The organism is Sphingobacterium multivorum, from assembly GCF_039511225.1.
Lineage (GTDB): Bacteria > Bacteroidota > Bacteroidia > Sphingobacteriales > Sphingobacteriaceae > Sphingobacterium.
Genome location: NZ_CP154261.1, coordinates 5,733,558 through 5,758,790, shown reverse-complemented (window position 1 = coordinate 5,758,790; position 25,233 = coordinate 5,733,558). Strand labels below are relative to the sequence as shown.

Here is a 25,233-nt window from a genome sequence, read left to right as displayed (position 1 = left end):
ATTCGTTACCTTTGTGACGTAAATCATTTTAGAGAGTAAGATGCTTGGATTAAAGTTGTTGACCGATCCGCGATGGGCAAACATCGCAGAAGGAAATTTGGAGGAAATTTTGACAGATCATGCCTGGTGTGAACAAAAGGCTGCTTCGAATGCCATATCCTTAATTACCAACAACTCAGAACACGAAGATTTAGTGCATGAGCTGACAGCAATTGCTATCGAAGAAATGGAACATTTTAAGATGGTTATTGATATCATCAAAGAACGTGGCTATACCTTGGGGCGTGAACGAAAAGATGATTATGTCGGTCAATTGATGAAATTCTCTAAAAAAGACGGCAGTAGAAATATGGCTTTTATTGACCGTTTATTGTTTGCGGCGATGATCGAAGCCCGAAGCTGCGAACGTTTTAGAGTGCTTTCACAAAATATTCAAGATAAAGATCTTGCGAAGTTTTACTATGATTTAATGGTATCTGAGGCAAATCATTATACCACATTTTTAAATTTTGCACGCAAATATTCCGTAGACGTCGACGTAGAAAAGCGTTGGAAGGAGTGGTTGGAATTTGAAGGGAAGCTAATTCAGTCGTACGGAAGTAAAGAAGCCATTCATGGCTAATTGAACCTCGCTCCTACCTATTTTAAAACACATACATAACAGTTGTCCCGTTCTATTTCTTAGAACGGGATTTTTTGTCACTTATTTATTCTTATCTTTGTACCGTGATTGAAAAAAGTAAAATAATAGATATCAGGAGTTTGTCTTTGGATCAGATCAAAGATCAACTTACCGCGTTGGGGGAGCAGGGCTTTCGTGCGAAGCAGATTTATGAATGGATTTGGGCGAAATCTTGCGTAGATTTTGATCAGATGAGTAATTTGAGTAAGCCCCTTCGTGAGAAGCTGAAAGCGAATTTTACGATCAATGCAGTTACAGTCAAAGAATCTCAGATCAGCTCCGATAAAACAATTAAAAGTAGTTTTTGGCTGTATGACAACAACATCATTGAAGGGGTATTAATACCAGCTCCGGAGCGTATGACAGCCTGTGTTAGTTCACAAGTTGGTTGTAGCTTGACCTGTAAATTCTGTGCAACGGGTTATATGGATCGTAAACGTAACCTCAATGCCGATGAGATCTACGATCAAGTCGTTCTTATCAGCAAGCAGGCCGAAGAAAATTATGGACAGCCACTGACAAATATTGTTTATATGGGAATGGGCGAGCCCTTGTTGAATTATGCCAATATGATGAAATCGGTTGAGCGCATTACTGCCCCAGATGGATTGAACATGGCTGCCAAGCGGATTACCGTTTCTACTGCCGGTATTGCAAAAATGATTAAGAAACTCGGTGATGATCAGGTACGTTTCAATTTAGCGCTTTCTTTACATGCTGCAAATGATAAAAAGCGGAATGAAATTATGCCGATCAATGAGCAGAACTCACTAAAGGCACTGGCCGAAGCCCTCAAATATTTTTATGCGAAAACAAAGAACCCCATTACATTTGAATATATTGTCTTTAACAATTTCAATGATGAGTTGGAGGATGCAAAAGAACTGGCCAAGTTCTGTAAACACGTTCCTTGTAAGGTCAACCTGATTGAATACAACCCTATCGCACTGGCCGATTTCCTGAATGCTGAAGCAGATAAAATCGAGGTGTTTGCAAATTATTTAAAAAGCCAAGGTATCATCACGAATGTCAGACGGAGCCGTGGCAAAGATATTGATGCAGCCTGCGGACAATTAGCTATCAAGGATAAGGAAAAAGAGGAATCCGAAGCATAATCTGAAGGATAGTTCCTATCTTTAATAGGGAATTAACCAGATGAAATCCGAATTAAATAAGGTTTTTAGCGATTTTATAGCCATATTTTTTCCAAGGGAATGTGGCTGTTGCGGCTGTGTGCTAAAATATCAGGAAAAGTTTGTCTGTACAGAATGCGATTTCCATTTGCCCTATACTAACTTTCACGAATATTCGGATAATGATACCGCAAGACAGCTCTGGGGGAAGGCTCCGGTGGAAGAGGCATGTTCTTTCTTATTATTGCAAAAGGATAGTCGCGTAGAGCGCCTCATTTATCAGATCAAATACAACAACCAACCTTTTCTTGCTGAATATTTTGGTTATCTATACGGCTTAAAATTAATCAAAATAAAGGCCTATCAGGATATCAATTGTATTGTTCCTGTTCCCTTGCACCGTAGCAAACTCCGAAAAAGAGGCTACAACCAATCCACTTACTTCGGAAGAGGGTTGTCCAGAGCAATGGGAATCCCTTTGCGTGAAGATATTTTGGTCAGGAAGAAAGCGACAATGAGCCAAACGGGTAAGGGGCGGCTCGACCGGTACGACAATGTAAGTGATATTTTCGATTACAAGCCCACTATGTTGCCGGCTAATGTACACATCCTTGTGGTTGACGATGTATTGACCACGGGAGCAACGGTTGTTTCAGCCGCATTAACACTCTTAGATGCAGTTGATTGCCGGATATCTGTTGCTACTTTGGCAAGGGCCTAGTTTGCAAGTCTATCCCATAACTTATACCCTTCTCCGTCCGGATAAAGCGAATTCAATAATTACGGGAACCACTATTACGAGCAGGTCATGCCTTCAATAGTAATGACCAGGTCAAAACGAATTCAACACGTTATTTGCGACGTCGGTTGACATAGTTTAGGAGATAGGCAAATCCTGCCATGCCTATTCCGATGCTGTCTGCAAATAAATCCCACCAATCACCACTGCGATACGTAAAAATATAGAGTTGGAGTAATTCTGTCAGTCCTGCAAATAAAAAACCAAGGATAGAAACGACAAAGATTGGAATCCAACGGGTCGGTTTACCATGGAATTGCTGGATTACACCATTGTATAGCAGCGTACAGAAAACAAAGAACATCCCACAATGGACTAATTTATCCATACCTGGATAGGCGGGAACTGCATCAAAATTATTGCCCGGGAGGGTGCATAAAATAATAACTATTATGGCCCAAATAAAACACCACTTATAGTCTAATAAGATTTTAATCATGGCGATAAATATCCAAAAATTTCCTGATAGAAATAAAAATATTATTTATTTAAAAATTATTTATCTGTAAATCAGTTGTTTAGTTATATTGTTTTGTTTTATACGGTACTATGTATTGCATGGTACCATAAAATACATATATCTTTGTATTGTTATGATAGCTGAAAATACACAAATCCAAATGAGGAAGGGGATACTTGAATATTGTATCCTATCCATAATTTCTCGAGGAGAAATTTATGCCTCCGATATTATCAGCGAACTGAAGAAAGCTCAATTATTGGTTGTGGAAGGAACCTTATATCCGCTTTTAACACGTCTAAAAAATAATGGCCTGTTAAGCTATATATGGAAGGAGTCAACTTCAGGTCCGCCTAGAAAATATTATGAAATCACCCAAGAAGGGTTAGAAGTCCTTTCAAGACTAGATGTTACCTGGAATGAGCTCGTGTTTGCTGTAAACACGTCATTGGTGGGTAGAAACAATGATTCAACTAAACCAGTTAAAGATAATAACGATGAATAAGACAATAATTATCAACATAAATAGTATCGTCTTCCATATTGAAGAAGATGCTTATGAGGTGCTTCGCTCCTACATGATTGATATAAAGAAGCACTTTGGACAATCGGAAGATAGTAAGGAGATTTTAGAAGATATCGAAAATCGTATTTCTGAAATGTTTACCGAAAAGATTCAGGCGGGGAGCAAAGAAGTTCTAAATATGGATGATGTGAATGCTGTCATTGAGCAGATGGGTAGCGTAAGCGATTTTGAGTCTGAGGATCAGGATGGTTATGCGTCTTTTCAGCGCCAGCCAAATGCAGATGGCTTTAAAGTAGGAAAGAAGCTGATGCGCGATCCCGACGACAAAGTTTTCAGTGGAGTATGTAGCGGACTGGGCCATTTTTTTGGTATTGAGGCAAAATGGGTACGACTACTCTTTGCGTTATTTGTTGTGATCGGCGGATCGGGTGTGTTGGTCTATGTTATCCTATGGATCGTAATGCCGCTCGCTGTAACCCGTGCAGATAAAATGGAAATGCGTGGTGAAGCACCGAACATTCAGAATTTCAAACGTTCTTTCGATGAAGAAATGAGTGGCGTAAAGGATTCGTTTTCAAGGGGAATAGACCGTACAGGCGATAGTGTTGCTAAGTTGCTGCAGGTTGTTGTAAAAGTTATCGGTGTATTTTTTGTTATTATCGTCGGGTTGACACTCATTGGTTTGATCATTGGGCTAATTTTCTTTGCTTTGGCTATTGTGAACGTAATTCCTGACGTCATGGACGATTCGGGTCCTTTTTACCTCATGGACCCAAGCGATGTACCTTTTGCCTTGATTGCGGGTTTCTTGGCCATTTTTATCCCTTTTGCCGGATTGTTTTATTTGCTTCTCCGAGTCCTCTTCGATAAAAAACCAATGAACAATTATTTGACAACTACCTTGTTTTTAGTATGGTTGGCATCGATAGGCGCTATTATCTACTACGCTACATCGGTAGCAAAGGAGTTTAAAGAATCCAGTACAATTGTTGAAGAGAAACCGCTGCAAAAACAGGCTGTTTATTATTTAAACGAAAATGATATTCGGGTAATCCGCTTGAAAAATGGTGTAAAAAGCGGTTTGGGTATCAAAAGCGAAAATCTTTCTACTTACCTGAGACGTAATATTCGTATTCGAGTTGAACGTATAGACTCCCTACAGGAACCTTATGTACGCTATGAGTATTCGGCTAAAGGAAGTACGTATAAAGTAGCAACGGACAGAGCTGGTAAAATTAATTATGCCTTGAGACAGGATAGTACGTCATTGATATTTGACAATGCGTTCCAGTTGAATGAAGGCGAGCGTTATCGGGATCAGGAAGTGAATGTTACCTTGTTTCTCCCGGTAGGCACCAAATTGATCATCAATGATAATTTGGAAGATAAATTAAGGGATATTTCATTTTACGAATGTCGTGATCGGTATAGCGAAGATCTAAGGGATGTAAAAGAGGTCGAGTTTGTGGTCACCTCACTCGGCTTGAAATGTGCTCTGCCCCCCAAAAAGTCTGATGAAACTGAAGAAGCAGATGCGGAGGGTAATGGAGTAGTCGCAAATGATACTTCTATTGTCATCCGTCGGGATACCATTATCAATGTCAAAAAAGATGGTGTTACCATAGAGACAAAAAAGAAATAATATAAAGCAAGTCTTCCGCCCCTAGGCGGAAGACAAATATTGAAGCTGTAACCAATCGAAAATTAATACTAAACCTCGTGTGATAAGCCGACTTAAAACAATCAAGTAAATGCTATTACACTTTTTGATAAACGAATGAAAAGATATTTTTACCTCTTACTCCTAAATTTTTTGATTGTTTCCTTTGCCTATCCACAAGTGAAAGTTACCGGCAAAGTACAGGCGGAAAATAATGCGCCTTTGGCTTCTGCAACTGCTTATCTGATGAAAGCAAAGACGGCTGTTATTTTGAAAGCCGTTGTTACCGATGAAAATGGAGAATACCAATTCTCGGATGTACAAGCTGGAAGTTATTATGTCGAAGCGAAAATGGTTGGGTATACCGCCAATAAGGGCAACGCTTTTGATATCAGTACGTCAGATTACAAGGTGCCAACGATCCTACTGAACGCGGACACACGAAAATTGCAGGAGGTCGCCGTAGAGGGTAAGCGGCCGATGGTTGAAAGCAAGCCTGGTAAACTGGTTTTAAATGTGGAAAATTCGCCTTTGGCCGCAGGGAATAATGCCTTAGATATTGTACAGCGGGCTCCTGGAGTGAGTTTAGATAACAATAACAATCTACAGCTGATGGGTCAATCTGGTGTTTCTGTGACCATCGATGGTCGGCAGACCTATATGTCGGGTGAACAGTTGGTGAATTTTTTGAAGAGTACGGATGGCAATCAGATTAAGTCCGTCGAAGTGATTACTACTCGTGCAGCAAAAGATGACGCTGAGGGGGCAGTGGGAACAATTAATATTGTACTCAAAAAAAATCGGATGGAAGGTTTTAACGGAACCTTTAACGTGACGGCAGGGAGGGGAGAAAAATTCAGAGGGAATAGCTCCTTATCCCTGAACTATAAGAAGAACAATACGACAGTATTTGGGTCGTATGCGTATTCGGATGAAAAAAGCCATCGGAAGCTCCTGCTTGATCGTGTTATTCAGAATAAAGGTGAAAAGACCTATTTTAACCAAAGGTCGATATTGGATGAAAAGGAAAAGAACCATTCCTATCGCTTTGGTGTTGAGCAGAGGACATCGGCCAGAAATACGTTAACCGTTCAGTTTAATGGATCGAATAATATCGAATACAACGATAACGATAGTAAGACCAATGTAGGAAAGTCTTTCACAACATTGGATTCGCTTTTGATTTCGACATCACAGTTCAAAGAGTTATTTGATCGTTACTCCGCTAATTTAAATAATGAGTTTAGAATTGATTCGAATGGCAGAAAACTTACCCTTGATTTGGATTGGAGTAAATTCAAAAGCAGCAAACGCGTAGGTTATAATAACCAATATTTTAATGGTCAGATGGATGCGATTACGCCCGAAGAGATCCAACGCAGTAGAATGCCCATCGGAATTGATATCTATGTCGCCAAACTGGATTATGAACGACCGCTATCGAAGGTTTCCAAGCTTGAGATGGGGGCTAAATATTCAAACGTTACGTCGGATAACGACTTAACCTTTGAAGACTTTTTGAACAATTCCTGGATTAATAATGAAAAGCGTACGAATCATTTTGTGTATAAGGAGCAGATCGCCGCTGGATACATAGACTATAACAATACCATAGGGAAATGGGGCCTGAAGGTCGGCGCGAGGGGAGAATATACATTTTCTGACGGGAACTCGTTGACCTTAAATAAGCAAGTGAAACGGAATTACTTTAAACTTTTTCCGAATGCAAATCTGACATATACATTCCATGAGAATCATATCCTTTCTTTAGGTTACGCAAGGAAAATCACGCGTCCTAATTACCGACAGTTGAATCCTTTTGATTATTTTATTGATAAACTAACCTTTGAACGTGGTAATCCTTACCTGAATCCGCAATTTTCCAATGAATTCACCCTAAACTATACGTTGCTGCAACGTTATAACGTGACATTGGGTATTAACGATGTGCGGGATGCGATTGTAGAGAGTATGGGGCAAGATTCGGTGCTGAAACAGACCTGGGTTATACGTGAAAATTTAGGTAAAAATCTGACGGCGTATCTGAATCTGAACATCCCAGTTACGGTATCCAAGATTTGGAGCATGAATAACAATATTACAGGCATCCATTTTAACTTTGATGGCATGGTAAGTGGTCATCCGTTGAAAAGGACCTCCTTTCTTTTGCAAGCTACATCAATGCACAATTTAAAATTGGCGAAAAGTCTGTCGGCAAATGTCAATTTGAGGTATTTCTCTCCGTTCAACTATAATGTATACGATATGAAGGCCCGTTGGGATATGGAGGTTGGGGCGACAAAGACATTTAAAGATCAACGTAGTTCGTTGAAGCTGGCGGTGAGCGACTTGTTTAATACAGGGAATCAGAACCTGAAAACCAATTTCGGCGACTTTGACTCCAGTATCAGGCAATACCAAGATCGTCGTGTGGTTCGATTGACCTATTCGTATAAATTCGGAAATTTAAAAAACAACTATCGTAAGAAAGATACAAGTAATGAGGAGAAAGAAAGAGCGCAATAGGCCCTTGAATTTTCTAAAAAAAAGCGACACCGCGAGATGATCTAAAATCATCCCGCGGTGTCGCTTTTTTTTATAGACAATGCTATTAGAAAATGTATTTGGTACTTAAAAAGTTCGATTCATTTTCACTAACGATGTCATTCAGCAATTTCTTGTTTTCTTCGGTGAACTTTGCCGCTACCAGCGATCGTATCGAGAATGAACGTAGGGCATCCACAACCGATAATGTTCCCTCAGCGCTGTCCTTTCTTCCGGTGAAAGGGAAGGTATCTGGACCACGTTGACATTGACAATTGATATTGACACGACTTACCTGATTGACCAAAGGATCGATTAAAGACGACACAACTGCAGCATTGTTACTAAAGATACTGACCTGCTGTCCATGTGAAGAGCCAATAAGGTACTCAATAGGTTCTTCAAGATCGTCAAATGGCACAACAGGGATAACTGGACCAAATTGTTCCTCCCTGTAAAGTTTCATTTGAGAATTGACCGGATAAACAATCGCTGGGTAGAAGAAAGATTCGGCTACCTGTCCGCCATTTTCGTTAATCACCTTTGCACCATAAGCTTTTGCATCTTCAATACATTCAGTCAGATAAGCTGGTTTGTTAACCTCTGGAAGAGGTGTCAAAGACACGCCTTTTTCCCAGGGCATACCATATTTTAGTTTAGCAACTTCCGCAGAAAGACGTTTTAAGAATTCCTGTGCCAGGCTGCGGTGTACATAGATAATTTTAAGTGCGGTACAGCGTTGGCCATTGAATGAAAGCGAACCCAATACGGTTTCAGAAACAGCAAGATTTAAATCGGCATCCTTGGTGATGATCGCTGCATTTTTAGCGTCCAGACCAAGAATTGCGCGGAGACGGTTAACTTTAGGATGTAATTTCTTCAGTTCGTCAGCAACACGGCTTGAACCGATCAAGGTCAACACATTGATCTTTCCGGATTGCATCAGACTTGGAACAATCTTGTTGCCACGACCATAAATTGTATTGACTACGCCTTTGGGGAAACTTGTTCTAAAAGCTTCTAATAAAGGGTAGTGTAGTAAAGTACCGTGTTTAGGTGGTTTGAACAACATGGTATTTCCCATGATCAATGCCGGGATCAACGTTGTAAACGTTTCATTCAGCGGGTAGTTGAATGGCCCCATACATAAAACGACTCCTAGTGGAGATCTTCTGATTTGGGCAATGATACCTTGTTCGATCTGAAAGCGGGAAGAATCGCGGTCGATATCTTTCAATGCGTCGATCGTTGCGTATATATACTCCACCGTGCGGTCAAACTCCTTAACAGAGTCAGCATAGGATTTGCCAATTTCCCACATAATAAGCTTGACAACAATGTCCTTCTTGGCAATCATCTTTTGCGTGAAATTTTCAACACAGGTAATACGATCGGCAACGCTCATTGTCGGCCACTCTCCACGGCCGTTGTCGTATGCTTTTACAGCAGCTTCCAAGGCTTCCATGGACTCTTTTTCAGTACAAACAGGGAAACTACCGATGCGCTTACGTTTCAAGCCATCCTTGGTCTTTACACAGATTGGTGAAAATACCTCGTTTACTTGACCCGTCCAAGAAATCATTTCTCCATTGGAAAGGAACTCTCTTTGATCGACCTGTTCGTCCAGTGTAAATTCTGCGGGAATGTCTTTCTCCTCGTAGAAGATACCTTCTAAGTTTAAGCTCATTGTTTTTAAAAATGGTTTAGATTGATATTTATAAAGATATCGCTAATATACTGTAAATTTTACAATATTTGTTAATTTTTTATTAAAATAAGTTTAGGGACTAGCGTTTTCATTACAATCCATGCAATCAAATAGGCGATGGAACAGAAAGAAAAAATAATAAAATAGCCCGCTTCTTCCCCCTTAAAACCCATAAAAACCAGTTGAGTCTCTTTCGCATAGTCGAATAGCCAGCCCGAAGTTTTATTGATAATAAAGGCTCCAACGCCACCCGCAAGCCCACCTATTCCTGTAACAGTGGCAATAGCACGTTTTGGAAAAGAATCGCCAATCGTAGAAAATATATTGGCCGACCAAGACTGATGTGCCGCACCTGCAAAACCAATTAAAATAACAGGAATCCAATAGGAAATATGCCCTAAGGGTTGTGCAAAGAGTACGACCAATGGGACGAAAGCAAACAGCAACATGGCCTTCATTCGGCCTTCATAGGCATTCATTCCCTTTTTCTCCACAAAATACGTCGGCAACCAGCCGCCATAAATAGACAGCATCGTGATCGCATATAAAACAAATATGGCCAATTGCCCTTCTGTATCGGAAGACTTTATGTCGTAAACAGCCGATAGATAAGCTGGCATCCAGAATAAGAAGAACCACCAGACACCGTCGGTCATGAATTTTCCGAAGACAAAAGCCCAGGTTTGCTTGTACTTGAGGCATTCCCCGATGGTGGTTTTAGGCTGTTTTGGTGCTCCAGTCTGTTCTGTTTGGTGTTCATGATCATCTTGGTGAATATAAGCCAATTCTGCCGCATTTACTTTCGGATTTTCGTGCGGTTTTTTATAAAGAAAGATCCAGAAACCCATCCAGACAAATCCAAGGGCTCCTATAATGATGAAAGACATCTCCCAACCCCAATGTGCGGCGATAACTGGTATCATCAGCGGTGCTGCTAGGGCGCCAATGGTCGCTCCAGAATTGAAGATACTCGTCGCTAAAGCACGATCTTTCTTTGGAAAATACTCTGCGGTCGCTTTAATGGCAGCTGGGAAATTTCCAGCTTCACCGACAGCCAATACAAACCGGGCGAAAATAAATAAGTTTACACTAACGCTGATGATTAAACCGACATTGTTCACATGAGAAATGGCTTCTTTTGCGCCTTCAAATCCAACAAACCACTCGCCAGCGACAATTCCTGAGGTTGCAATACCACAAAAAGCATGTAATATGGCACCAATGGACCAAACAGCAATCGCCCATAGAAAACCTTTTTTTGTATCCATCCAATCGACAAAACGTCCGGCGAAAAGCATGCTGATGGCGTAAAAAATAGAAAATAAAGCGGTAATGTTCCCATAGTCCGTATTGGTCCAGTGGAATTCGGGACTGATAAAATCTTTCCAGGTTAAGGATAATACCTGGCGATCCAAGTAATTAATTGTGGTAGCAAAAAATAGTAGGGCACAGATTACCCAGCGGTAACTACCCTTTTTCTCTGTATTAATCATAATGGGTTTAATTGTTTATTTTTCTTGAGCCTATCGTTTCAAATGACCAATAATTAATGCTGTATGCCATCCTTTAACGATGTTATTGGAAGGCATACAGCATCGATTATTGTTTTAACGTGCTTTTGAGACAAGATCAAGTGCTTTTTGTGTATTTTCGAATAAATTGCTGGTGTCCTTTGGATCAATCAGTTTACTGCCCATCCCTACTGCGCATACACCTGACCTGAACCATGCTTTTAGATTTTCTATTTCGATGTCTACACCCCCCGTTGGTATAAAGTTCTGACCTTTAAAAAGATCCCGAATAGATGACATAAATGCTGGTCCCAAAATATTTGCAGGGAATAATTTTATCAATGCGGCCTGTTGCTGCTGAGCCGTGTAGATTTCTGTCGGTGTCATACAGCCCGGAATCCACAACTTATGGTGCTCATGTACGAGCGAACCAACCAAAGGATTCACTAAGGGTGCAACAATAAAATCCGCTCCAACCTGGAGAAACTGTTGTGCATCGTCCACCGATTTGATGGTGCCGATCCCCAGGTAGAGGTCTGGCATCTCGAGGTTTCTTGTTGCAACAAGCTGCTCAAAAACAGCCAAAGCTTCGGGACCACGATTTGTAAATTCAAAAACGCGTACACCCGCTCGGTATAAAGTTCGTAGAATATCGATACTTTCTTCCTGATCATGATGGAAGAATAAAGGAAGTGTTCCTTGTTCGATAATTTTATTTAATACAATCTCTTTTAAATTCATGCTATCATTCTCTTTTTTATATCGTCCACTGTACTTGTTGTTGCATCGCTGGCGATAAATAGTTTATCGAATGCCGCGCTTGTTGCAAATTCCAAGGTCTCCTCCGGGGAGAGGTTGGAATACAATCCATAAATCAGACCAGCCATAAAGCAGTCGCCACTTCCTACTTTATCCAAAATCTCTTCCGCGATATAGGTTGTAGATTTGATGAGACGGTCTTTATCAAATAATGTGGTATAGTACTTTATCCCTTTGGTATGGTGGTCAAAACGAAAGGTATTGGCTACATACTGGCATTTGGGGTTTGAAGCAACAATTTCCCGGCTGGTCCGGTCTGCTTGGGCTTGTAATTCTTCTTCGCTGTATCCTGAAGAGCTTGCTAAGAATTGTTCGTCTAGTGAAGTTCCGAGCATCTGGTGTGCAGCCCAAATATTGCCCATAATTAAATTGCAATACCTGGCAATCGGAGGCATCACCTCTTTCGGCGTTTTACCATATTTCCAGAGCTTTGATCGGTAGTTCAGGTCTAGGGATACAAAAATTCCTTTTTCCTGTGCTTTTTGCACCGCTTCAAGACAGAGGTCTGCAATCTCTTGACTGATTGCAGGGCAAATTGCCGAAAAGTGAAACCATTTTACATCCTTCAAGGCTTTATCCCAATCAATACTGCCAACTTTGAGGCTTGCAAAAGATGAATTGGCACGATCGTAGATAACCCCCGCATTTTTAAGATCTTTGCCTTTTGGAAGATAGTATATACCCAAGCGCTCTCCGCCCCATTGCATCGCCGATGTATCGATGTTTCTACGGTTCAAATAGGAGTCTATACCTTCACAAATGGCATTTTGCGGTATTGCAGATAAATAAGATGATGGCAGGCCCCATAGGGCCAAAGCTGTAGCGACGTTTAATTCTGCTCCTCCAACGTAAAAAGGCAATTGATGCTGTTCAATCCAGTTTTCTTCAATATCCGGGCAGATCCGCAACAGCAATTCCCCAAAGCTTAAAACTTTACCCTGCATGTTCATTCATTAAAATTCAAAATATTCTTTTGCGTTATTGTAGCTGATATCCTGTATGATTTTCCCGACCCATTCGATATCATTTGGTATTTCTCCTTTTTCGATGTCCTGTCCAAAGATGTCACAGACCAATCTTCTAAAGTATTCATGTCTTGGAAAAGAAAGAAAACTTCTGGAATCGGTCAACATGCCTACAAGACGACTTAACAAACCCATATTCGACAAGGTATTAATCTGTTTTGTCATGCCGTCTTTTTGGTCCAAAAACCACCAAGCTGAGCCAAACTGAATTTTTCCTTTGATAGAACCATCATTGAAATTCCCAACCATTGTCGCAATAAGTTCATTGTCGGCTGGATTGAGATTATAGATAATTGTCTTGGTTAGCTTATCTTGGTTGTCTAATTTATTCAAAAACTTTGATAATGTACGTCCCTGACTAAAATCCCCAATAGAATCCCAGCCGGTATCTGGACCGATCAATCGGTGCATGCGGGAGTTATTGTTACGTAAAGCGCCCAAGTGGTATTGTTGCACCCAGCCTTTCTCATGATCCCATTCTGCAAAATAGACCAACATGGCGGATTTAAACTTCAGGTTCTCTTCAAAAGTTATTTCTTTGCCTGCACGAATTTTATCAAAGATGAATGCGATTTCAGTTTCGGTATAATCTTCAGCATAGATGTGTTCCAAACCATGATCTGAGACTTTACAACCGTTGGCGGCAAAGAAGTCGTGCCTTGCTTTCAAGGCGTTGAGGTAGTCGCTTAAACTGCTTATCTGGATATTGCTGACTGCTTCAAGCTTGTCGATGTATTGGTTCAATGCAGGCAGGTCATCGCAATTCATTGCTTTGTCAGGACGAAATGCCGGAAGCATTTTAAATGATTCACGCTCTTTCGCAAACTGCTGATGAAATTCCAGGCTATCGATCGGGTCGTCTGTTGTGCAAACGACTTCAACATGCATCATCTTGAGTAGTCCGCGTACCGAATGACTATCTTGTTGCAGCAAAGCACTGGTATCTGCATAGATCTTGGCCGCAGTTTTTGGAGATAATAGATCAGTTATGCCAAAATAACGTTGTAATTCAAGGTGTGTCCAATGGTGTAATGGATTTCGTAAGGTATAAGGAACAGTTTCGGCCCATTTGATGAATTTTTCTTCATCTGAAGCGTCTCCGGTAACATAATGTTCGTTGACACCGTTGGCACGCATGGCCCGCCATTTGTAATGATCACCATGTAACCAAACCTGACTTATATTATCAAACTTGACGTTATTTGCAATCTGTTCTGGGATTAGATGATTATGGTAATCAATAATCGGCAGATGTTTTGAATAATTGTGGTACAGCTCTTCAGCTGCTTTTGTGTTCAATAAAAAGTTGTCGTCTAAAAAAGTTTTCATACAATGTATTGATTTGCAGGTTTATCTGTTTTCTACCTTCTTTTGTCTGTCGACCTTTTTATTGCTGAAGTAATCGGACATAAAAAATGCAAAAGGGGATGAAAATACGGTCGCCTGAATTTCCCAAACTGTTTAAATGGTCAATGAAAATACCAATATTCAAGTCATCCTTAAAGGAAATTCACGAAAATAAATGCGCAAACGTTATCGGTGGGGTTTAAGGCAATCGGATTATGCCGCATTTTCTACGTTTTCTGAGCGAATTTTCGCTATCGATGATTGCTTGAAATTTTGAAAAAGTCGCGAATAATATGAGCTGCTAAAGCGTAATTGTATTGCATATAAAAAGCAATTTCTCTAAGTTTGTTCAACAAATTGCTCAACATGGATATCCAGTCACTCTATCAGATTTATAAACAGTATCCGAATATTACAACAGATACACGTAAAATTGAAAAAGATAGTCTATTTTTCGCTTTAAAAGGGGCCAATTTCAATGGGAATACTTTCGCCGAGAAAGCACTTGAAATGGGTGCTAAATATGTGGTTATTGATGACGAGACCTACCGAAAAGGAGAAGCGTATATTCTTGTTGATGATGTTTTAAAAACATTACAGCAACTGGCAAATTACCATAGACAGCAATTGCATATTCCAGTTATTGGGGTGACGGGAACCAATGGAAAAACGACGACCAAAGAGCTTTTGAATGCTGTTGTGTCGCAGAAATACAAGACCTATGCGACCAAAGGAAATTTGAATAATCACATCGGCGTCCCATTGACATTATTAGCCATAGATGATTCAATTGAGCTCGCCATCATCGAAATGGGGGCAAATCATTTGGAAGAGATTGCTTTCCTATGTGGGATTGCCGAACCGACACATGGTTTGATTTCTAACGTTGGTAAGGCCCATCTCGAAGGTTTTGGATCCTTTGAAGGCGTAAAGAAAACCAAAGGCGAACTGTACGATTGGTTGCAGGACCATCAAGGGGTATTATTTTTGCAGGCAGATAACCCACATCTCAAAGAGATGGCTTCCGCCCGCAAGATAGCCAACATCGTCACCTATGGTTTTTCTGAAGGTAATGATGTGATTGGAAAGCTTCTTAGGGCAAATCCCCTCTTGCAAATTGAATGGCACAAGAAGGGTGCGACCGAATCTTATGTTGTCGATACCCAGTTAACCGGATCTTATAATACCGAAAACTTCCTTGCAGCTATTGCTGTGGGTTTGCATTTTGGCGTTTCTTCTGCGTCGATCAATCGGGGTATTGAAGGGTATACACCTACGAACAATCGCTCCCAGATTATGAAAACTGCGCATAATACCCTAATCTGCGACTATTATAATGCAAATGCAACTAGTATGGCCGCTGCGCTGGACAATATCCGGATTATTGAAGCGGATAAGAAGGCTATTGTATTGGGTGATATGTTTGAATTGGGGGCAGAATCCTTTGAAGAACATAAAAAAATTGTCGAGAATGTAAGATCCATTCCTGCAGATCGTAAGGTTTTTGTAGGAAAAGAATTTTTTGCCCATCGGTATGAGAGCGGAGAGTTTTATGAAACTACTGCCGAAGCGAAACAAGCAATCAGCGAAAATCCGATAACTGATGCCACGGTTTTATTGAAAGCATCACGCGGCATGGCTTTTGAAAATCTGGTCGATCTACTATAGCCTTTTTAGCCTTGTGTTATGGACAATTAGGGGACAAGTTCGGGCTGCAACCATAGTGTCACCATGGTACTTCCGCATTGAATGTACTTAAAAAGGTGGACTCAACGTGGACTCACTGTGGACTTGCCGTGGTCGCATGGCGAAGATAGTAGGAGTTTGCTGTGGCTTTGGTGCCGCTGATACCGAATTACCGGCCAAGTGGATTCGAGCAAAAAGAAGTGCAAAATAACTAGTTTTGTCATGTAAGGATTAAATAATGAGGAAAATGAGTAAATTCGGTCCGCGAAGAAATGATGCTCATTTGGAAAAACGTACCTTTGTTTCATATAATGGATAAAAGACGTTTTTTTTTAGAAATAGCCTATTTTGGACAGGCTTATCATGGTTGGCAAATTCAGAACAATGCAATTTCCGTGCAGGAAGTGCTAAATAAAGCGCTTGAAACCCTGTTGCGAGAACCTGTTGAAACAACTGGAGCTGGCCGTACAGATACGGGTGTTCATGCCAAGCAATTGTATGCGCATTTCGATGCAGCACCTGTGGGTATTCTACAAAATGCGGATCGTTTTATTCATTCGCTCAATGCCTTATTGCCCTTTGATGTGGCCGTTAAGCGTTTGATCGAAGTGGGGCCTGAAGCGCACGCTCGCTTCGATGCGACACAACGATCCTATGAATACCATCTTCATTTTCATAAAGATCCTTTTATCTATCCTTATTCATGTTTTATGCGCGATCGTCCGGATGTAGAAAAGATGAATGAAGCTGCAAAATTTTTATTGGGCAGGCAGGATTTTGAATGCTTTAGTAAGTCTCATACGCAGGTGTTTACAAATATTTGCGATATTCGTAGAGCCGAGTGGGTATGGCATACCGAACAACATTTGGTTTTTCATATTACCGCTGATCGGTTTTTGCGCAATATGGTACGCGCTATTGTGGGGACATCGTTGGAAATAGGGATAAAAGGCAAACCTGTTTCATTTATGCAGGAGGTTATTCAAAGCAAAAACCGAGGAAAGGCAGGAGTTTCAGTACCGGCACATGGCCTGTATTTAACAGAAGTAGCCTACCCTTATTTATAGAATTTAATAGATATAAAATTTAACGTGAGTCAAGATAAAATAACGGGTAAAACCTACGATATCAATTTGGTAAAACGCATGAGTCGCTATATGCGGCCATATCATGTGGCGTTTTGGATATCGGTTGTTCTAACAATATTGTTGGCTGCCGTGGCGCCTGCTTTACCTATGCTAATCCAGCATACACTCGATAACTATATCTTAAACTTCGATACTAAGGGATTGTCCCTCATGCTGATTGCGATGTTGGCATTGGTCATCCTGCAGACCTTGATCCGTTATTACCATACCTTAATGACAAATACATTGGGGCAGTCGGTTATCCGTGATATTCGGATTCAGGTATTTAACCACATTGTTCAACTCAGGCTAAAGTATTTTGATCGAACAGCACTAGGGAAATTGATTACACGTACCATCTCTGATTTGGAGACTCTTTCCAATATTTTTTCTGAAGGTTTGATTCAGATTATCGGCGATTTATTGCAATTGGTCGTTATTCTGGTTGTGATGTTTTACTCCGATTGGAAGCTGACATTGATTGTTTTAATTCCGATGCCTTTGATGGTGGCAGCAACTTACGTGTTTAAAGAGGCGATGAAGTCTGCTTTTATCGATGTGCGGAAATGGGTTTCTAACTTAAATACCTTTTTGCAGGAACACATTACGGGAGTCGGTATTATCCAATATTTTGCGCGTGAAAAACAGGAAATGGATAAGTTTAAGGAAATTAATGCGCAACATCGTAATGCTCATATTCGGACCAATTGGTATTTCTCCATCTTTTTTCCTGTTTTGGAAATTATCATGGCCATTGCTTTGGGATTATTGGTCTGGTTCGGTTCCAAACAAATTATGGGTGATGTGATCTCTCCGGGGGTAGTGGTGGCCTTTATCATGTATATCAATATGATCTTTAGGCCCATTCGGGAGCTTATTGACAAATTCAATACGCTTCAAATGGGCATGGTTAGCGCTGAACGGATCTTTGAAGTGTTGGATACCGATGAAAAGACCCCAAATTTGGGTACATTGAAACCTGCACACATCAAAGGTGAGATTGCGTTTCGCGATGTTTGGTTCGCCTATAATGAGGAAAACTGGGTCCTAAAGGATGTAAACTTTAACGTTAATCCGGGTGAGACGCTGGCTTTAGTTGGGGCGACCGGTGCCGGAAAATCTTCTACGATCAATATTCTGAGCCGTTTTTATGAAATCAATAAAGGTGAAATCCTGTTGGATGGCCGTAATATCAGGGATTATGAGCTCGATTATCTAAGAAATACCATTGCTACGGTATTGCAGGATGTGTTCCTCTTCTCGGATAGTGTCATCAATAATATTACATTAGGTGATCCTGCGATCTCTAGAGAACAGGTCATTGAGGCAGCAAAAGAAGTGGGGGCGCATGACTTTATAATGCGTCTGCCTGGCGGTTATGATTACGATGTGAAAGAACGTGGGGCAACCTTATCTGCGGGGCAGGCCCAATTGATTTCTTTTATACGGGCTTTGGTGCACGATCCTCGGATTCTTATTTTGGACGAAGCAACTTCTTCTGTAGATACCGAAACGGAAGAACTGATCCAGCATGCCATCGACAACTTAATGAAGGGTAGGACTTCCATCGTTATTGCTCACCGTTTGTCCACCATTCAGAAAGCAGATAAGATTATTGTGCTGGATAAAGGCGAAATCAAGGAAATCGGAACGCATCAGGAATTGCTATCTTTTGATGGGTATTATAAAAAACTATACGACTTGCAATTTCATTCTGCAGGGATTTAATTAATCAATAATACTCTCTTTTGGGATCGTTTCTTCATCTTCGATCCGTGTATTTGCTTTAATTTCTGAACCTCGGCCTACGAGCACGTTTGCTCCGATCGAGACATTTGGTCCGATATTAACGAAATCTTCGATGATGGTATTGCTTTCGATAACGGCAGAACCGGCGATAACGCAATGGTTGCCTATCTGTACATCGGGAGCGATGGATGCGCCGGGAAGGATAATGGTTCCTTCACCAATCTCTGCTCGTTTTGATACGTAGGCTTTGGGATGGATGAGGGTCTGGTAATTCCAGTCTGCATTTTCCGATACAATCCGTTGGCGAAGGCCTGGGTTCTTGACTGCAATAAAGAAATCTTCATCCGTGCTTTTTACTTGATGATGAAGTTGAACCTCATAATCGAATACATCTTCAATGAGTAGCGATTTGTCGATAAGGCCACCAATTTCAATTGCTAAATCTTCTGCTACATCTACTGCAGTTTTTGCGTGGGCAGTTGCACCGTATATATATAACATGGTATTTTTTTTTCGCAAAGATAAAACTTTCTAAAATGAAGCCCTTTGGTATCGTGTAAAAAAATGCAACAAAATATAGGGTTTGATTGTTTTGCTGTTTAAAGAGCGTTAAGGTTGATTGTTTTTCGGACGCAATAATATTGCATATAAAAATCAATTTATCTAAGTTTGTTGGTATACAAAAATTAAACTATGATTCAACGTATCCAAACTGTTTATTTGCTGATAGCAGGATTAGTCATTTTTGGCTTGTTTCTATTTCCCTATGTTAATTATAGCGATTTAGTTGGTTTAGGAAAGAATGTGAAGGTGACCGGTGTGTATAGTGTTGCTGCGGGTCAGCCGGTACACGAGGGGGGATTTGGTTATATTCTCCAGACTGTGGCCACCGTATTATTAGGCGGGCTTCCCCTGTTCACGATATTTAAATTTAAACAGCGTAAAGTTCAACTTTTGCTTATTTGGGTAGAGGTTGTCGCAATTATCTTATTTGCAGTATGGCTCTACTCTTCTGCAAGTACTCATTTAGCTACGGTCGGTCAATTTTTGGGTGCTGGGAATATCGGTGTAGGATTCTTCTTGTTGCCTATCGCGATTATTTTCTGTGCGTTAGCCATGGGAGGCGTGCGTAAAGATGAAAAGCTGATCCGGTCTGCCGATCGGTTGCGTGCATAATTTTAAAATAATAACACCATAATAGTTAAAGCCACGAAGATCGTGGCTTTTTTAAATATAATATGATATGAACGTTTTTTTTCGATATGTTGTTGTCTTGATGCTCTTCCTTGGAGGCGGGTTTGTAAAGGCGCAGTCAGCAGATTCATTGCTGGTTGTTGACGATATTCAATTCGATATAAAGGAATTTCACGTAGATGAGCCTAAGCATGAATTGGTGATCAATTTGTTTGCTATATCGTATAGTAAGAATCCTCGGGAATATAAAATGAACACCTTTTCCACGCAAGTGTTGGATCAGAAGAAACAATCCCATTTCTTTTCAACGATTCAGATGGGTAATGTATTGGTTAAATTTGAAGATAAGCAGAATTATCTACACTATTTGCTGGAAGAAGATAAGCCTGTGGATATTCAGGTCGTTATAAAGGATTGGAAGAAAACGGATAAACCAGTTATGATCAAACTGGTCTTTGAGAGCAGTACGGAAGAGGGGGAGTTTTTGGAGGTTCCTATTTCATTAAAGAAATAATTGATTTTGGCTCTTGACAAAAAAAAGCTTCGAAGTTATAACTTCGAAGCTTTTTTGATTATATTATCGATTGTATCTGATCTGTTGTTTGTCCATCATGCCCATCTGGTCTTTCATCATTTTGATCTGATCAGCTAATAACTTATTTTTATCTGCTTTTTTAGCTTCTTGAAGAAGTTTTTCGGCTTCGCGTTTATTGCGCTTCGCCATGGCGACACCAGCCAAGCTTAATTTTGCTAAGGCGATGTTATGGTCCATATGGAGACCCAAAGACAATGCTTTCTTAAAATATTTTTCAGATTGCATAGGTGCACGTTGTGATTCGATCAGTCCGATCAGCATGTTGTAGTAACCATGCTGTTGTGGGATCAATTGCTTTTCGTAGTTGGTGATTTTACCCAGCCATTTTTCAGCTGCGGCCATATTTTGTTTACGCATATGCCATTGCGCAATCAGCATATATTCATGGAAAAATACAGTAACGAAGCCTAAGATCGTGATCAAGATCCCTAAAATTCCCCACCCCCAATTTCCGGTCCAGAATAAGGCAACTGTTCCGATAAGCAATGCACTGCAAATAATGATTCTAACGAGATTTGACATAAATCGTTGTTTAAATATTTGTATTCAATTTAATTCTGCAAATATCCGTTAATTTCACCGTTTAAGCAAAGGTTCAGGTTGTTATTTTGTAAAAATGTGTTTTTCCAGAAAAACGCAGCTTTTAGATTAAGCAATGTTTTCTAATCATCTTGCTTTGGAATATCGCGGAATAGGAGGGGGGCGCCGGATAAATTTGCCTTTATATGCAACTTTGTCTATGTTTGAATTATGGAAAAGCAATACGATGATTCTTGGGCCCCTGTGCTGAAGCCTTTATTCGCCCAGCCCTACATGAAACAGCTGTCTTCTTTTGTGCAAGCAGAGCGGCAGAAAACGAAAGTGTTTCCGCCAGCAAGTCTGGTGATGAATGCTTTTAAGCTGACGCCATTGGATCAGGTGAAAGTCGTTATTTTAGGGCAGGATCCTTACCATAATGATGGGCAGGCACATGGACTGTCTTTTTCAGTTCCGGCAGGGATTGCCTTGCCCCCGTCTTTAAAAAATATTTTTAAGGAATTGCAGGACGATATCTCTGGCTTTGTTGAGCCGCATGCTGGCGATTTGACGTCTTGGGCTAAGCAGGGGGTGTTATTGTTAAATGCAACCTTGACAGTACAGGCACATTTGGCCGGTTCTCATCAAAAGAAAGGCTGGGAGATTTTTACGGACAGTATTATTCATGCTATTTCCGAGCGTTGTGAACATGTGGTATTTCTGTTGTGGGGAAGCTATGCCCAGAAGAAAAGTGTGCTTATTGATGCCAAAAAGCATCTTATTCTCACGGCGGTACATCCCTCTCCGTTGTCCGTTTATCGTGGTTTTTTTGGTAGTAAGCATTTTTCACGCGCAAACCAGTATTTGACGGCACATGGTAAAACCCCGATTGACTGGCGTTTGGTTTAGGATTTACCTTGGGTTAAGCGTTACCAAGTGCTGGGCGGTCCCGCATCAAATTGGATAAACATCATTGCCGGTGATCGGCGCATGGTGCAAATGCGTCCAAGAGCAAGATTCCGGTAATGATATTGTTGATTGGGCTTATTCCGTCGCTTAATATTCTAAAGGAATAATGGGTTCTTTTTTACTGGTCGACATAATCATCATGGTTTGGAATGTCTTTACAAAAGGTATTTTAGAGATTTTTTCCATGATGACGCCTTCATAAGCTTTGATATCTTTCACGTAAACCTTGAGGATGAAATCACAATTGCCGGTGACGTGGTGGCATTCGGTTACCTCTGGTATCATTTTGACAGCGGCGACAAATTCAGGTATAGCGTTATGTGTATGAAAATCGAGCGAAATCTGGATGAACGATTTGATTCCAAGCCCCAGTTTCTCCTCGTCCACAAAAGCATGGTAACTTTTGATGAAGCCTGAGTTTTCCAGTTTTCGCACACGCTCTAAGGTTGGTGCGGGAGATAGTCCGATGCTAGATGCGAGTTGCAAATTAGTTATACGACCATTCTCTTGTAATAGTTTAAGAATTTTTAAATCTGTTTTATCCGGTGCAAAGGGCATATCTTAAGTCTTAATAATCAATAGTATTTGTAAATATACAAAATTATATTTGGAAATTTAAAAATATACAAAATTATTGATGATTAATAGATTTTAGTTATATTGTTGTTATTTTGTTATAGTTTTAATTGATGTAAAATCATTTGACTGTCATAATCGATTGAAATGTGCTCATTTTAATGAAATGGAGTGATAAATGTCATTTTTTTATTAAAAATACCTTCGTAAGGTGCTATTAAATGCTGTTTTATTGGCTTTGAAATTGTAACTTTGCAGTTCGATAGGTGCGGAGGTGAAGCCCTCCCAAATTAGTTAAACCGTGAGAGCGCAATATGAGTACTAAAGACGACGATTTGTTAAAAGAGCTGGAGCTCGAAGAATATAAATACGGGTTCACGACAGATATCGAAATGGAAATTGCAGCCAAAGGCCTTACTGAGGATACGGTTCGTTTTATTTCGGCAAAAAAGAATGAACCTGAATGGCTATTGGAATGGAGATTAAAAGCTTTCCGTCATTTCTTGACGTTAAGAATGCCTACTTGGCAAAATTTCAAAGCTCCGGAAATTGATTTTCAAGAGATTTCCTACTATGCGGCCCCGAAAGCAAAACCACAGCTTAATTCGATGGATGAGGTTGACCCTGAGTTGATTTCCACTTTCGAAAAGTTGGGGATTCCTTTGGATGAGCAGAAAATCTTGGCTGGAGTGGTGGCAGTAGATGCTGTCTTTGATTCTGTATCCGTCAAAACAACGTTTCGTGAGAAATTAAAAGAACAGGGGGTTATTTTCTGTTCATTTGGTGAGGCTGTGCAAGAGCATCCCGACCTGGTAAAGAAATATCTAGGTACGGTTGTTCCGCAAACAGATAACATTTATGCAGCCTTGAATTCGGCTGTGTTTTCCGATGGATCATTCGTGTACGTCCCAAAAGGAGTAAGGTGTCCAATGGAATTGTCTACCTATTTCCGTATCAATGCACAGAATACCGGGCAATTCGAACGCACGTTGATCATTGCAGATGAGGGGGCTTATGTTTCTTATTTGGAAGGATGTACTGCACCTATGCGTGATGAAAACCAGCTGCATGCTGCAGTGGTTGAATTGATTGCCGAACGCGATGCTGATATTAAATATTCTACCGTTCAAAACTGGTACCCTGGTGATAAAGAAGGAAAAGGTGGTATTTATAACTTTGTAACCAAGCGTGGAATCTGTAAGGGTGATAACAGTAAAATCTCCTGGACACAGGTAGAAACTGGTTCTGCAATTACATGGAAATACCCGGGTGTGATTTTAAAGGGTGATAACTCGATTGGCGAGTTTTACTCTGTAGCCATGACGCGTAATCATCAGGTAGCTGATACAGGAACGAAGATGGTTCATTTGGGTAAAAACACAAAATCTAAAATTATTTCTAAAGGTATCTCTGCCGGTAAGAGCCACAACAGTTATAGAGGTTTAGTGAAAATCGGTCCAAATGCCGACAACTCACGTAACTTTACACAATGTGATTCCTTATTGATCGGTGATAAATGTGGAGCGCATACATTCCCTTATATCGAAAATAGAAATAAGACGGCCAAATTAGAGCATGAGGCGACTACTTCCAAAATCGGTGAAGATCAGGTATTCTATTTGAATCAACGGGGTATAGACTCTGAGAAAGCTGTTGGTTTAATTGTCAACGGATATGCAAAGGAAGTATTAAATCAATTGCCGATGGAGTTTGCTGTAGAGGCTCAAAAATTATTGGCAATTTCATTAGAAGGTTCAGTAGGATAGATAAAAAAAATCATTGGGAATGTAGTTTAAGACGCTACATTGCACCATACTCAATACGAATAAAATGTTAAGCATTAAAAATTTACATGCGTCTGTAGAAGACAAACAAATATTAAAAGGGTTAAACCTAGAAGTAAAAGCTGGCGAAGTTCATGCAATTATGGGACCAAACGGTGCTGGTAAAAGTACATTAGGTAACGTATTGGCAGGTCGTGAATCCTATGAAGTAAGTGAAGGTTCTGCACTATTGGATGGTGTAGATTTATTGGATCTTTCTCCTGAGGACCGCGCACGTGAAGGGCTGTTTTTGGCTTTTCAATATCCTGTGGAAATTCCGGGCGTATCGAATATCAATTTCTTGAAAACAGCTGTAAATGATATTCGTGAGTATAAAGGCCTTCCTCCAATGGAAGCGAAGGAATTTTTACAAATGGTAAAAGACAAGCAAAAATTGGTTGAGTTTTCAGCTAATTTGGCTAACCGCTCTTTAAATGAAGGATTCTCCGGTGGTGAGAAAAAGCGTAACGAAATTTTTCAATTAGCGATGTTGAATCCGAAATTATCTATTTTGGATGAGACAGATTCTGGTTTGGATATCGATGCACTTCGTATCGTTGCAAATGGTGTGAATCAATTGCGCTCTAAAGACAATGCTTTTATTGTTATTACACACTACCAACGTTTGTTGGATTATATCGTTCCAGATTTTGTTCACGTATTGTACAATGGCCGTATCGTGAAATCGGGACCTAAAGAATTAGCTTTGGAGCTCGAAGAAAAAGGATACGATTGGTTAAAAGAATATGATACACAAAACGCCTAATCTTTTACCTGAGTAAAT

The 25,233-nt window shown here is 40.4% G+C and carries 23 protein-coding genes; 14 read left to right on the top strand and 9 right to left on the bottom strand.

Translation table 11 applies throughout. From position 1 onward, the window contains the following. Positions 1 to 40 precede the first annotated feature (40 nt). From AAH582_RS24015 to AAH582_RS24005, 3 genes are all read left to right on the top strand, one after another. Positions 41 to 622: a tRNA-(ms[2]io[6]A)-hydroxylase gene (locus AAH582_RS24015; protein ID WP_046673102.1), complete on the top strand. Its 582-nt coding sequence runs from the start codon at positions 41 to 43 to the stop codon at positions 620 to 622. A 74-nt stretch (positions 623 to 696) separates the two neighbouring features. Next, a complete protein-coding gene (gene rlmN / locus AAH582_RS24010; RefSeq protein ID WP_419722671.1) occupies positions 697 to 1,797 on the top strand; it encodes a 23S rRNA (adenine(2503)-C(2))-methyltransferase RlmN in 1,101 nt (366 codons plus the stop codon). 40 nt (positions 1,798 to 1,837) lie between these two features. Continuing rightward, a complete protein-coding gene (locus AAH582_RS24005; protein ID WP_046673103.1) occupies positions 1,838 to 2,536 on the top strand; it encodes a ComF family protein in 699 nt (232 codons plus the stop codon). A 130-nt stretch (positions 2,537 to 2,666) separates the two neighbouring features. On the opposite strand, the gene AAH582_RS24000 is transcribed toward AAH582_RS24005, so the two are convergent. After that, positions 2,667 to 3,053, bottom strand: coding sequence for a VanZ family protein (locus AAH582_RS24000; RefSeq protein WP_084823112.1), 387 nt, complete (start codon positions 3,051 to 3,053; stop codon positions 2,667 to 2,669). Positions 3,054 to 3,207: 154 nt separating this feature from the next. Between AAH582_RS24000 and AAH582_RS23995 the strand changes: the two genes are divergently transcribed. The 3 genes from AAH582_RS23995 (at position 3,208) to AAH582_RS23985 (ending at position 7,786) form a co-directional block, all read left to right on the top strand. Further along, positions 3,208 to 3,579 (top strand): PadR family transcriptional regulator, encoded by a 372-nt coding sequence (locus AAH582_RS23995; protein WP_046673104.1) that lies wholly within the window; start codon positions 3,208 to 3,210, stop codon positions 3,577 to 3,579. Beyond that, a complete protein-coding gene (locus tag AAH582_RS23990; protein ID WP_343320799.1) occupies positions 3,572 to 5,242 on the top strand; it encodes a PspC domain-containing protein in 1,671 nt (556 codons plus the stop codon). The genes AAH582_RS23995 and AAH582_RS23990 overlap by 8 nt, the downstream gene beginning before the upstream one ends. A gap of 135 nt (positions 5,243 to 5,377) precedes the next feature. Continuing rightward, positions 5,378 to 7,786, top strand: a complete 2,409-nt coding sequence (locus tag AAH582_RS23985; protein ID WP_343320798.1) for a TonB-dependent receptor domain-containing protein — start codon at positions 5,378 to 5,380, stop codon at positions 7,784 to 7,786. Positions 7,787 to 7,871: 85 nt separating this feature from the next. On the opposite strand, the gene AAH582_RS23980 is transcribed toward AAH582_RS23985, so the two are convergent. From AAH582_RS23980 to uxaC, 5 genes are all read right to left on the bottom strand, one after another. Next, positions 7,872 to 9,491, bottom strand: coding sequence for an NADP-dependent glyceraldehyde-3-phosphate dehydrogenase (locus AAH582_RS23980; RefSeq protein WP_046673107.1), 1,620 nt, complete (start codon positions 9,489 to 9,491; stop codon positions 7,872 to 7,874). Between the two features lie 71 nt (positions 9,492 to 9,562). Continuing rightward, positions 9,563 to 11,005, bottom strand: a complete 1,443-nt coding sequence (locus tag AAH582_RS23975; protein WP_410528172.1) for an MFS transporter — start codon at positions 11,003 to 11,005, stop codon at positions 9,563 to 9,565. A gap of 114 nt (positions 11,006 to 11,119) precedes the next feature. Further along, positions 11,120 to 11,764, bottom strand: coding sequence for a ketohydroxyglutarate aldolase (locus tag AAH582_RS23970; RefSeq protein ID WP_046673108.1), 645 nt, complete (start codon positions 11,762 to 11,764; stop codon positions 11,120 to 11,122). Further along, positions 11,761 to 12,786: a sugar kinase gene (locus AAH582_RS23965; RefSeq protein WP_336830615.1), complete on the bottom strand. Its 1,026-nt coding sequence runs from the start codon at positions 12,784 to 12,786 to the stop codon at positions 11,761 to 11,763. The genes AAH582_RS23970 and AAH582_RS23965 overlap by 4 nt, the downstream gene beginning before the upstream one ends. A 9-nt stretch (positions 12,787 to 12,795) precedes the next feature. Next, positions 12,796 to 14,196, bottom strand: coding sequence for a glucuronate isomerase (gene uxaC, locus AAH582_RS23960; RefSeq protein ID WP_336830616.1), 1,401 nt, complete (start codon positions 14,194 to 14,196; stop codon positions 12,796 to 12,798). Positions 14,197 to 14,580: 384 nt separating this feature from the next. Here uxaC and AAH582_RS23955 point away from each other — a divergent pair, with 384 nt between their 5' ends. From AAH582_RS23955 to AAH582_RS23945, 3 genes are all read left to right on the top strand, one after another. Continuing rightward, positions 14,581 to 15,882: a UDP-N-acetylmuramoyl-tripeptide--D-alanyl-D-alanine ligase gene (locus AAH582_RS23955; RefSeq protein WP_343320797.1), complete on the top strand. Its 1,302-nt coding sequence runs from the start codon at positions 14,581 to 14,583 to the stop codon at positions 15,880 to 15,882. A gap of 329 nt (positions 15,883 to 16,211) precedes the next feature. Next, a complete protein-coding gene (truA, locus tag AAH582_RS23950) occupies positions 16,212 to 16,967 on the top strand; it encodes a tRNA pseudouridine(38-40) synthase TruA (protein WP_336830618.1) in 756 nt (251 codons plus the stop codon). Between the two features lie 24 nt (positions 16,968 to 16,991). Beyond that, entirely contained in the window at positions 16,992 to 18,755 is a 1,764-nt protein-coding gene (locus AAH582_RS23945; protein WP_046673113.1) for an ABC transporter ATP-binding protein, read from the top strand. On the opposite strand, the gene AAH582_RS23940 is transcribed toward AAH582_RS23945, so the two are convergent. Further along, entirely contained in the window at positions 18,756 to 19,277 is a 522-nt protein-coding gene (locus AAH582_RS23940; RefSeq protein ID WP_053003581.1) for a hypothetical protein, read from the bottom strand. Between the two features lie 192 nt (positions 19,278 to 19,469). Here AAH582_RS23940 and AAH582_RS23935 point away from each other — a divergent pair, with 192 nt between their 5' ends. Together AAH582_RS23935 and AAH582_RS23930 are read left to right on the top strand one after the other, a co-directional pair. Then, positions 19,470 to 19,952 carry a DUF4293 domain-containing protein gene (locus AAH582_RS23935; RefSeq protein WP_046673114.1) on the top strand — a complete coding sequence of 161 codons (483 nt, stop codon included), beginning with the start codon at positions 19,470 to 19,472 and terminating at the stop codon, positions 19,950 to 19,952. A gap of 67 nt (positions 19,953 to 20,019) precedes the next feature. Further along, positions 20,020 to 20,484, top strand: a complete 465-nt coding sequence (locus tag AAH582_RS23930; RefSeq protein WP_343320796.1) for a hypothetical protein — start codon at positions 20,020 to 20,022, stop codon at positions 20,482 to 20,484. A gap of 63 nt (positions 20,485 to 20,547) precedes the next feature. Here AAH582_RS23930 and AAH582_RS23925 read toward each other — a convergent pair whose 3' ends face one another. Next, a complete protein-coding gene (locus tag AAH582_RS23925; protein ID WP_343320795.1) occupies positions 20,548 to 21,087 on the bottom strand; it encodes a DUF2892 domain-containing protein in 540 nt (179 codons plus the stop codon). A 228-nt stretch (positions 21,088 to 21,315) separates the two neighbouring features. Here AAH582_RS23925 and ung point away from each other — a divergent pair, with 228 nt between their 5' ends. Further along, positions 21,316 to 21,990, top strand: a complete 675-nt coding sequence (ung, locus tag AAH582_RS23920) for a uracil-DNA glycosylase (RefSeq protein WP_343320794.1) — start codon at positions 21,316 to 21,318, stop codon at positions 21,988 to 21,990. 147 nt (positions 21,991 to 22,137) lie between these two features. On the opposite strand, the gene AAH582_RS23915 is transcribed toward ung, so the two are convergent. Next, positions 22,138 to 22,608 (bottom strand): Lrp/AsnC family transcriptional regulator, encoded by a 471-nt coding sequence (locus AAH582_RS23915; RefSeq protein ID WP_046673117.1) that lies wholly within the window; start codon positions 22,606 to 22,608, stop codon positions 22,138 to 22,140. Between the two features lie 332 nt (positions 22,609 to 22,940). Here AAH582_RS23915 and sufB point away from each other — a divergent pair, with 332 nt between their 5' ends. Together sufB and sufC are read left to right on the top strand one after the other, a co-directional pair. Further along, positions 22,941 to 24,392 carry a Fe-S cluster assembly protein SufB gene (gene sufB / locus AAH582_RS23910; RefSeq protein WP_046673118.1) on the top strand — a complete coding sequence of 484 codons (1,452 nt, stop codon included), beginning with the start codon at positions 22,941 to 22,943 and terminating at the stop codon, positions 24,390 to 24,392. Between the two features lie 64 nt (positions 24,393 to 24,456). After that, positions 24,457 to 25,215 carry a Fe-S cluster assembly ATPase SufC gene (sufC, locus tag AAH582_RS23905; RefSeq protein WP_046673119.1) on the top strand — a complete coding sequence of 253 codons (759 nt, stop codon included), beginning with the start codon at positions 24,457 to 24,459 and terminating at the stop codon, positions 25,213 to 25,215. Positions 25,216 to 25,233 lie beyond the last annotated feature (18 nt).

Coding starts and splice junctions, on each gene's coding strand:
- AAH582_RS23930 (WP_343320796.1), top strand. CDS start 20,020: ATGAACGTTTTTTTTCGATATGTTGTTGTCTTGATGCTCTTCCTTGGA.
- uxaC (WP_336830616.1), bottom strand. CDS start 14,196: ATGAAAACTTTTTTAGACGACAACTTTTTATTGAACACAAAAGCAGCT.
- AAH582_RS23985 (WP_343320798.1), top strand. CDS start 5,378: ATGAAAAGATATTTTTACCTCTTACTCCTAAATTTTTTGATTGTTTCC.
- AAH582_RS23995 (WP_046673104.1), top strand. CDS start 3,208: ATGATAGCTGAAAATACACAAATCCAAATGAGGAAGGGGATACTTGAA.
- AAH582_RS23965 (WP_336830615.1), bottom strand. CDS start 12,786: ATGCAGGGTAAAGTTTTAAGCTTTGGGGAATTGCTGTTGCGGATCTGC.
- AAH582_RS23940 (WP_053003581.1), bottom strand. CDS start 19,277: ATGTTATATATATACGGTGCAACTGCCCACGCAAAAACTGCAGTAGAT.
- AAH582_RS24000 (WP_084823112.1), bottom strand. CDS start 3,053: ATGATTAAAATCTTATTAGACTATAAGTGGTGTTTTATTTGGGCCATA.
- AAH582_RS23980 (WP_046673107.1), bottom strand. CDS start 9,491: ATGAGCTTAAACTTAGAAGGTATCTTCTACGAGGAGAAAGACATTCCC.
- AAH582_RS23925 (WP_343320795.1), bottom strand. CDS start 21,087: ATGTCAAATCTCGTTAGAATCATTATTTGCAGTGCATTGCTTATCGGA.
- ung (WP_343320794.1), top strand. CDS start 21,316: ATGGAAAAGCAATACGATGATTCTTGGGCCCCTGTGCTGAAGCCTTTA.
- AAH582_RS23975 (WP_410528172.1), bottom strand. CDS start 11,005: ATGATTAATACAGAGAAAAAGGGTAGTTACCGCTGGGTAATCTGTGCC.
- AAH582_RS23955 (WP_343320797.1), top strand. CDS start 14,581: ATGGATATCCAGTCACTCTATCAGATTTATAAACAGTATCCGAATATT.
- AAH582_RS23990 (WP_343320799.1), top strand. CDS start 3,572: ATGAATAAGACAATAATTATCAACATAAATAGTATCGTCTTCCATATT.
- sufB (WP_046673118.1), top strand. CDS start 22,941: ATGAGTACTAAAGACGACGATTTGTTAAAAGAGCTGGAGCTCGAAGAA.
- truA (WP_336830618.1), top strand. CDS start 16,212: ATGGATAAAAGACGTTTTTTTTTAGAAATAGCCTATTTTGGACAGGCT.
- AAH582_RS24015 (WP_046673102.1), top strand. CDS start 41: ATGCTTGGATTAAAGTTGTTGACCGATCCGCGATGGGCAAACATCGCA.
- AAH582_RS23970 (WP_046673108.1), bottom strand. CDS start 11,764: ATGAATTTAAAAGAGATTGTATTAAATAAAATTATCGAACAAGGAACA.
- AAH582_RS24005 (WP_046673103.1), top strand. CDS start 1,838: ATGAAATCCGAATTAAATAAGGTTTTTAGCGATTTTATAGCCATATTT.
- sufC (WP_046673119.1), top strand. CDS start 24,457: ATGTTAAGCATTAAAAATTTACATGCGTCTGTAGAAGACAAACAAATA.
- AAH582_RS23935 (WP_046673114.1), top strand. CDS start 19,470: ATGATTCAACGTATCCAAACTGTTTATTTGCTGATAGCAGGATTAGTC.
- AAH582_RS23915 (WP_046673117.1), bottom strand. CDS start 22,608: ATGCCCTTTGCACCGGATAAAACAGATTTAAAAATTCTTAAACTATTA.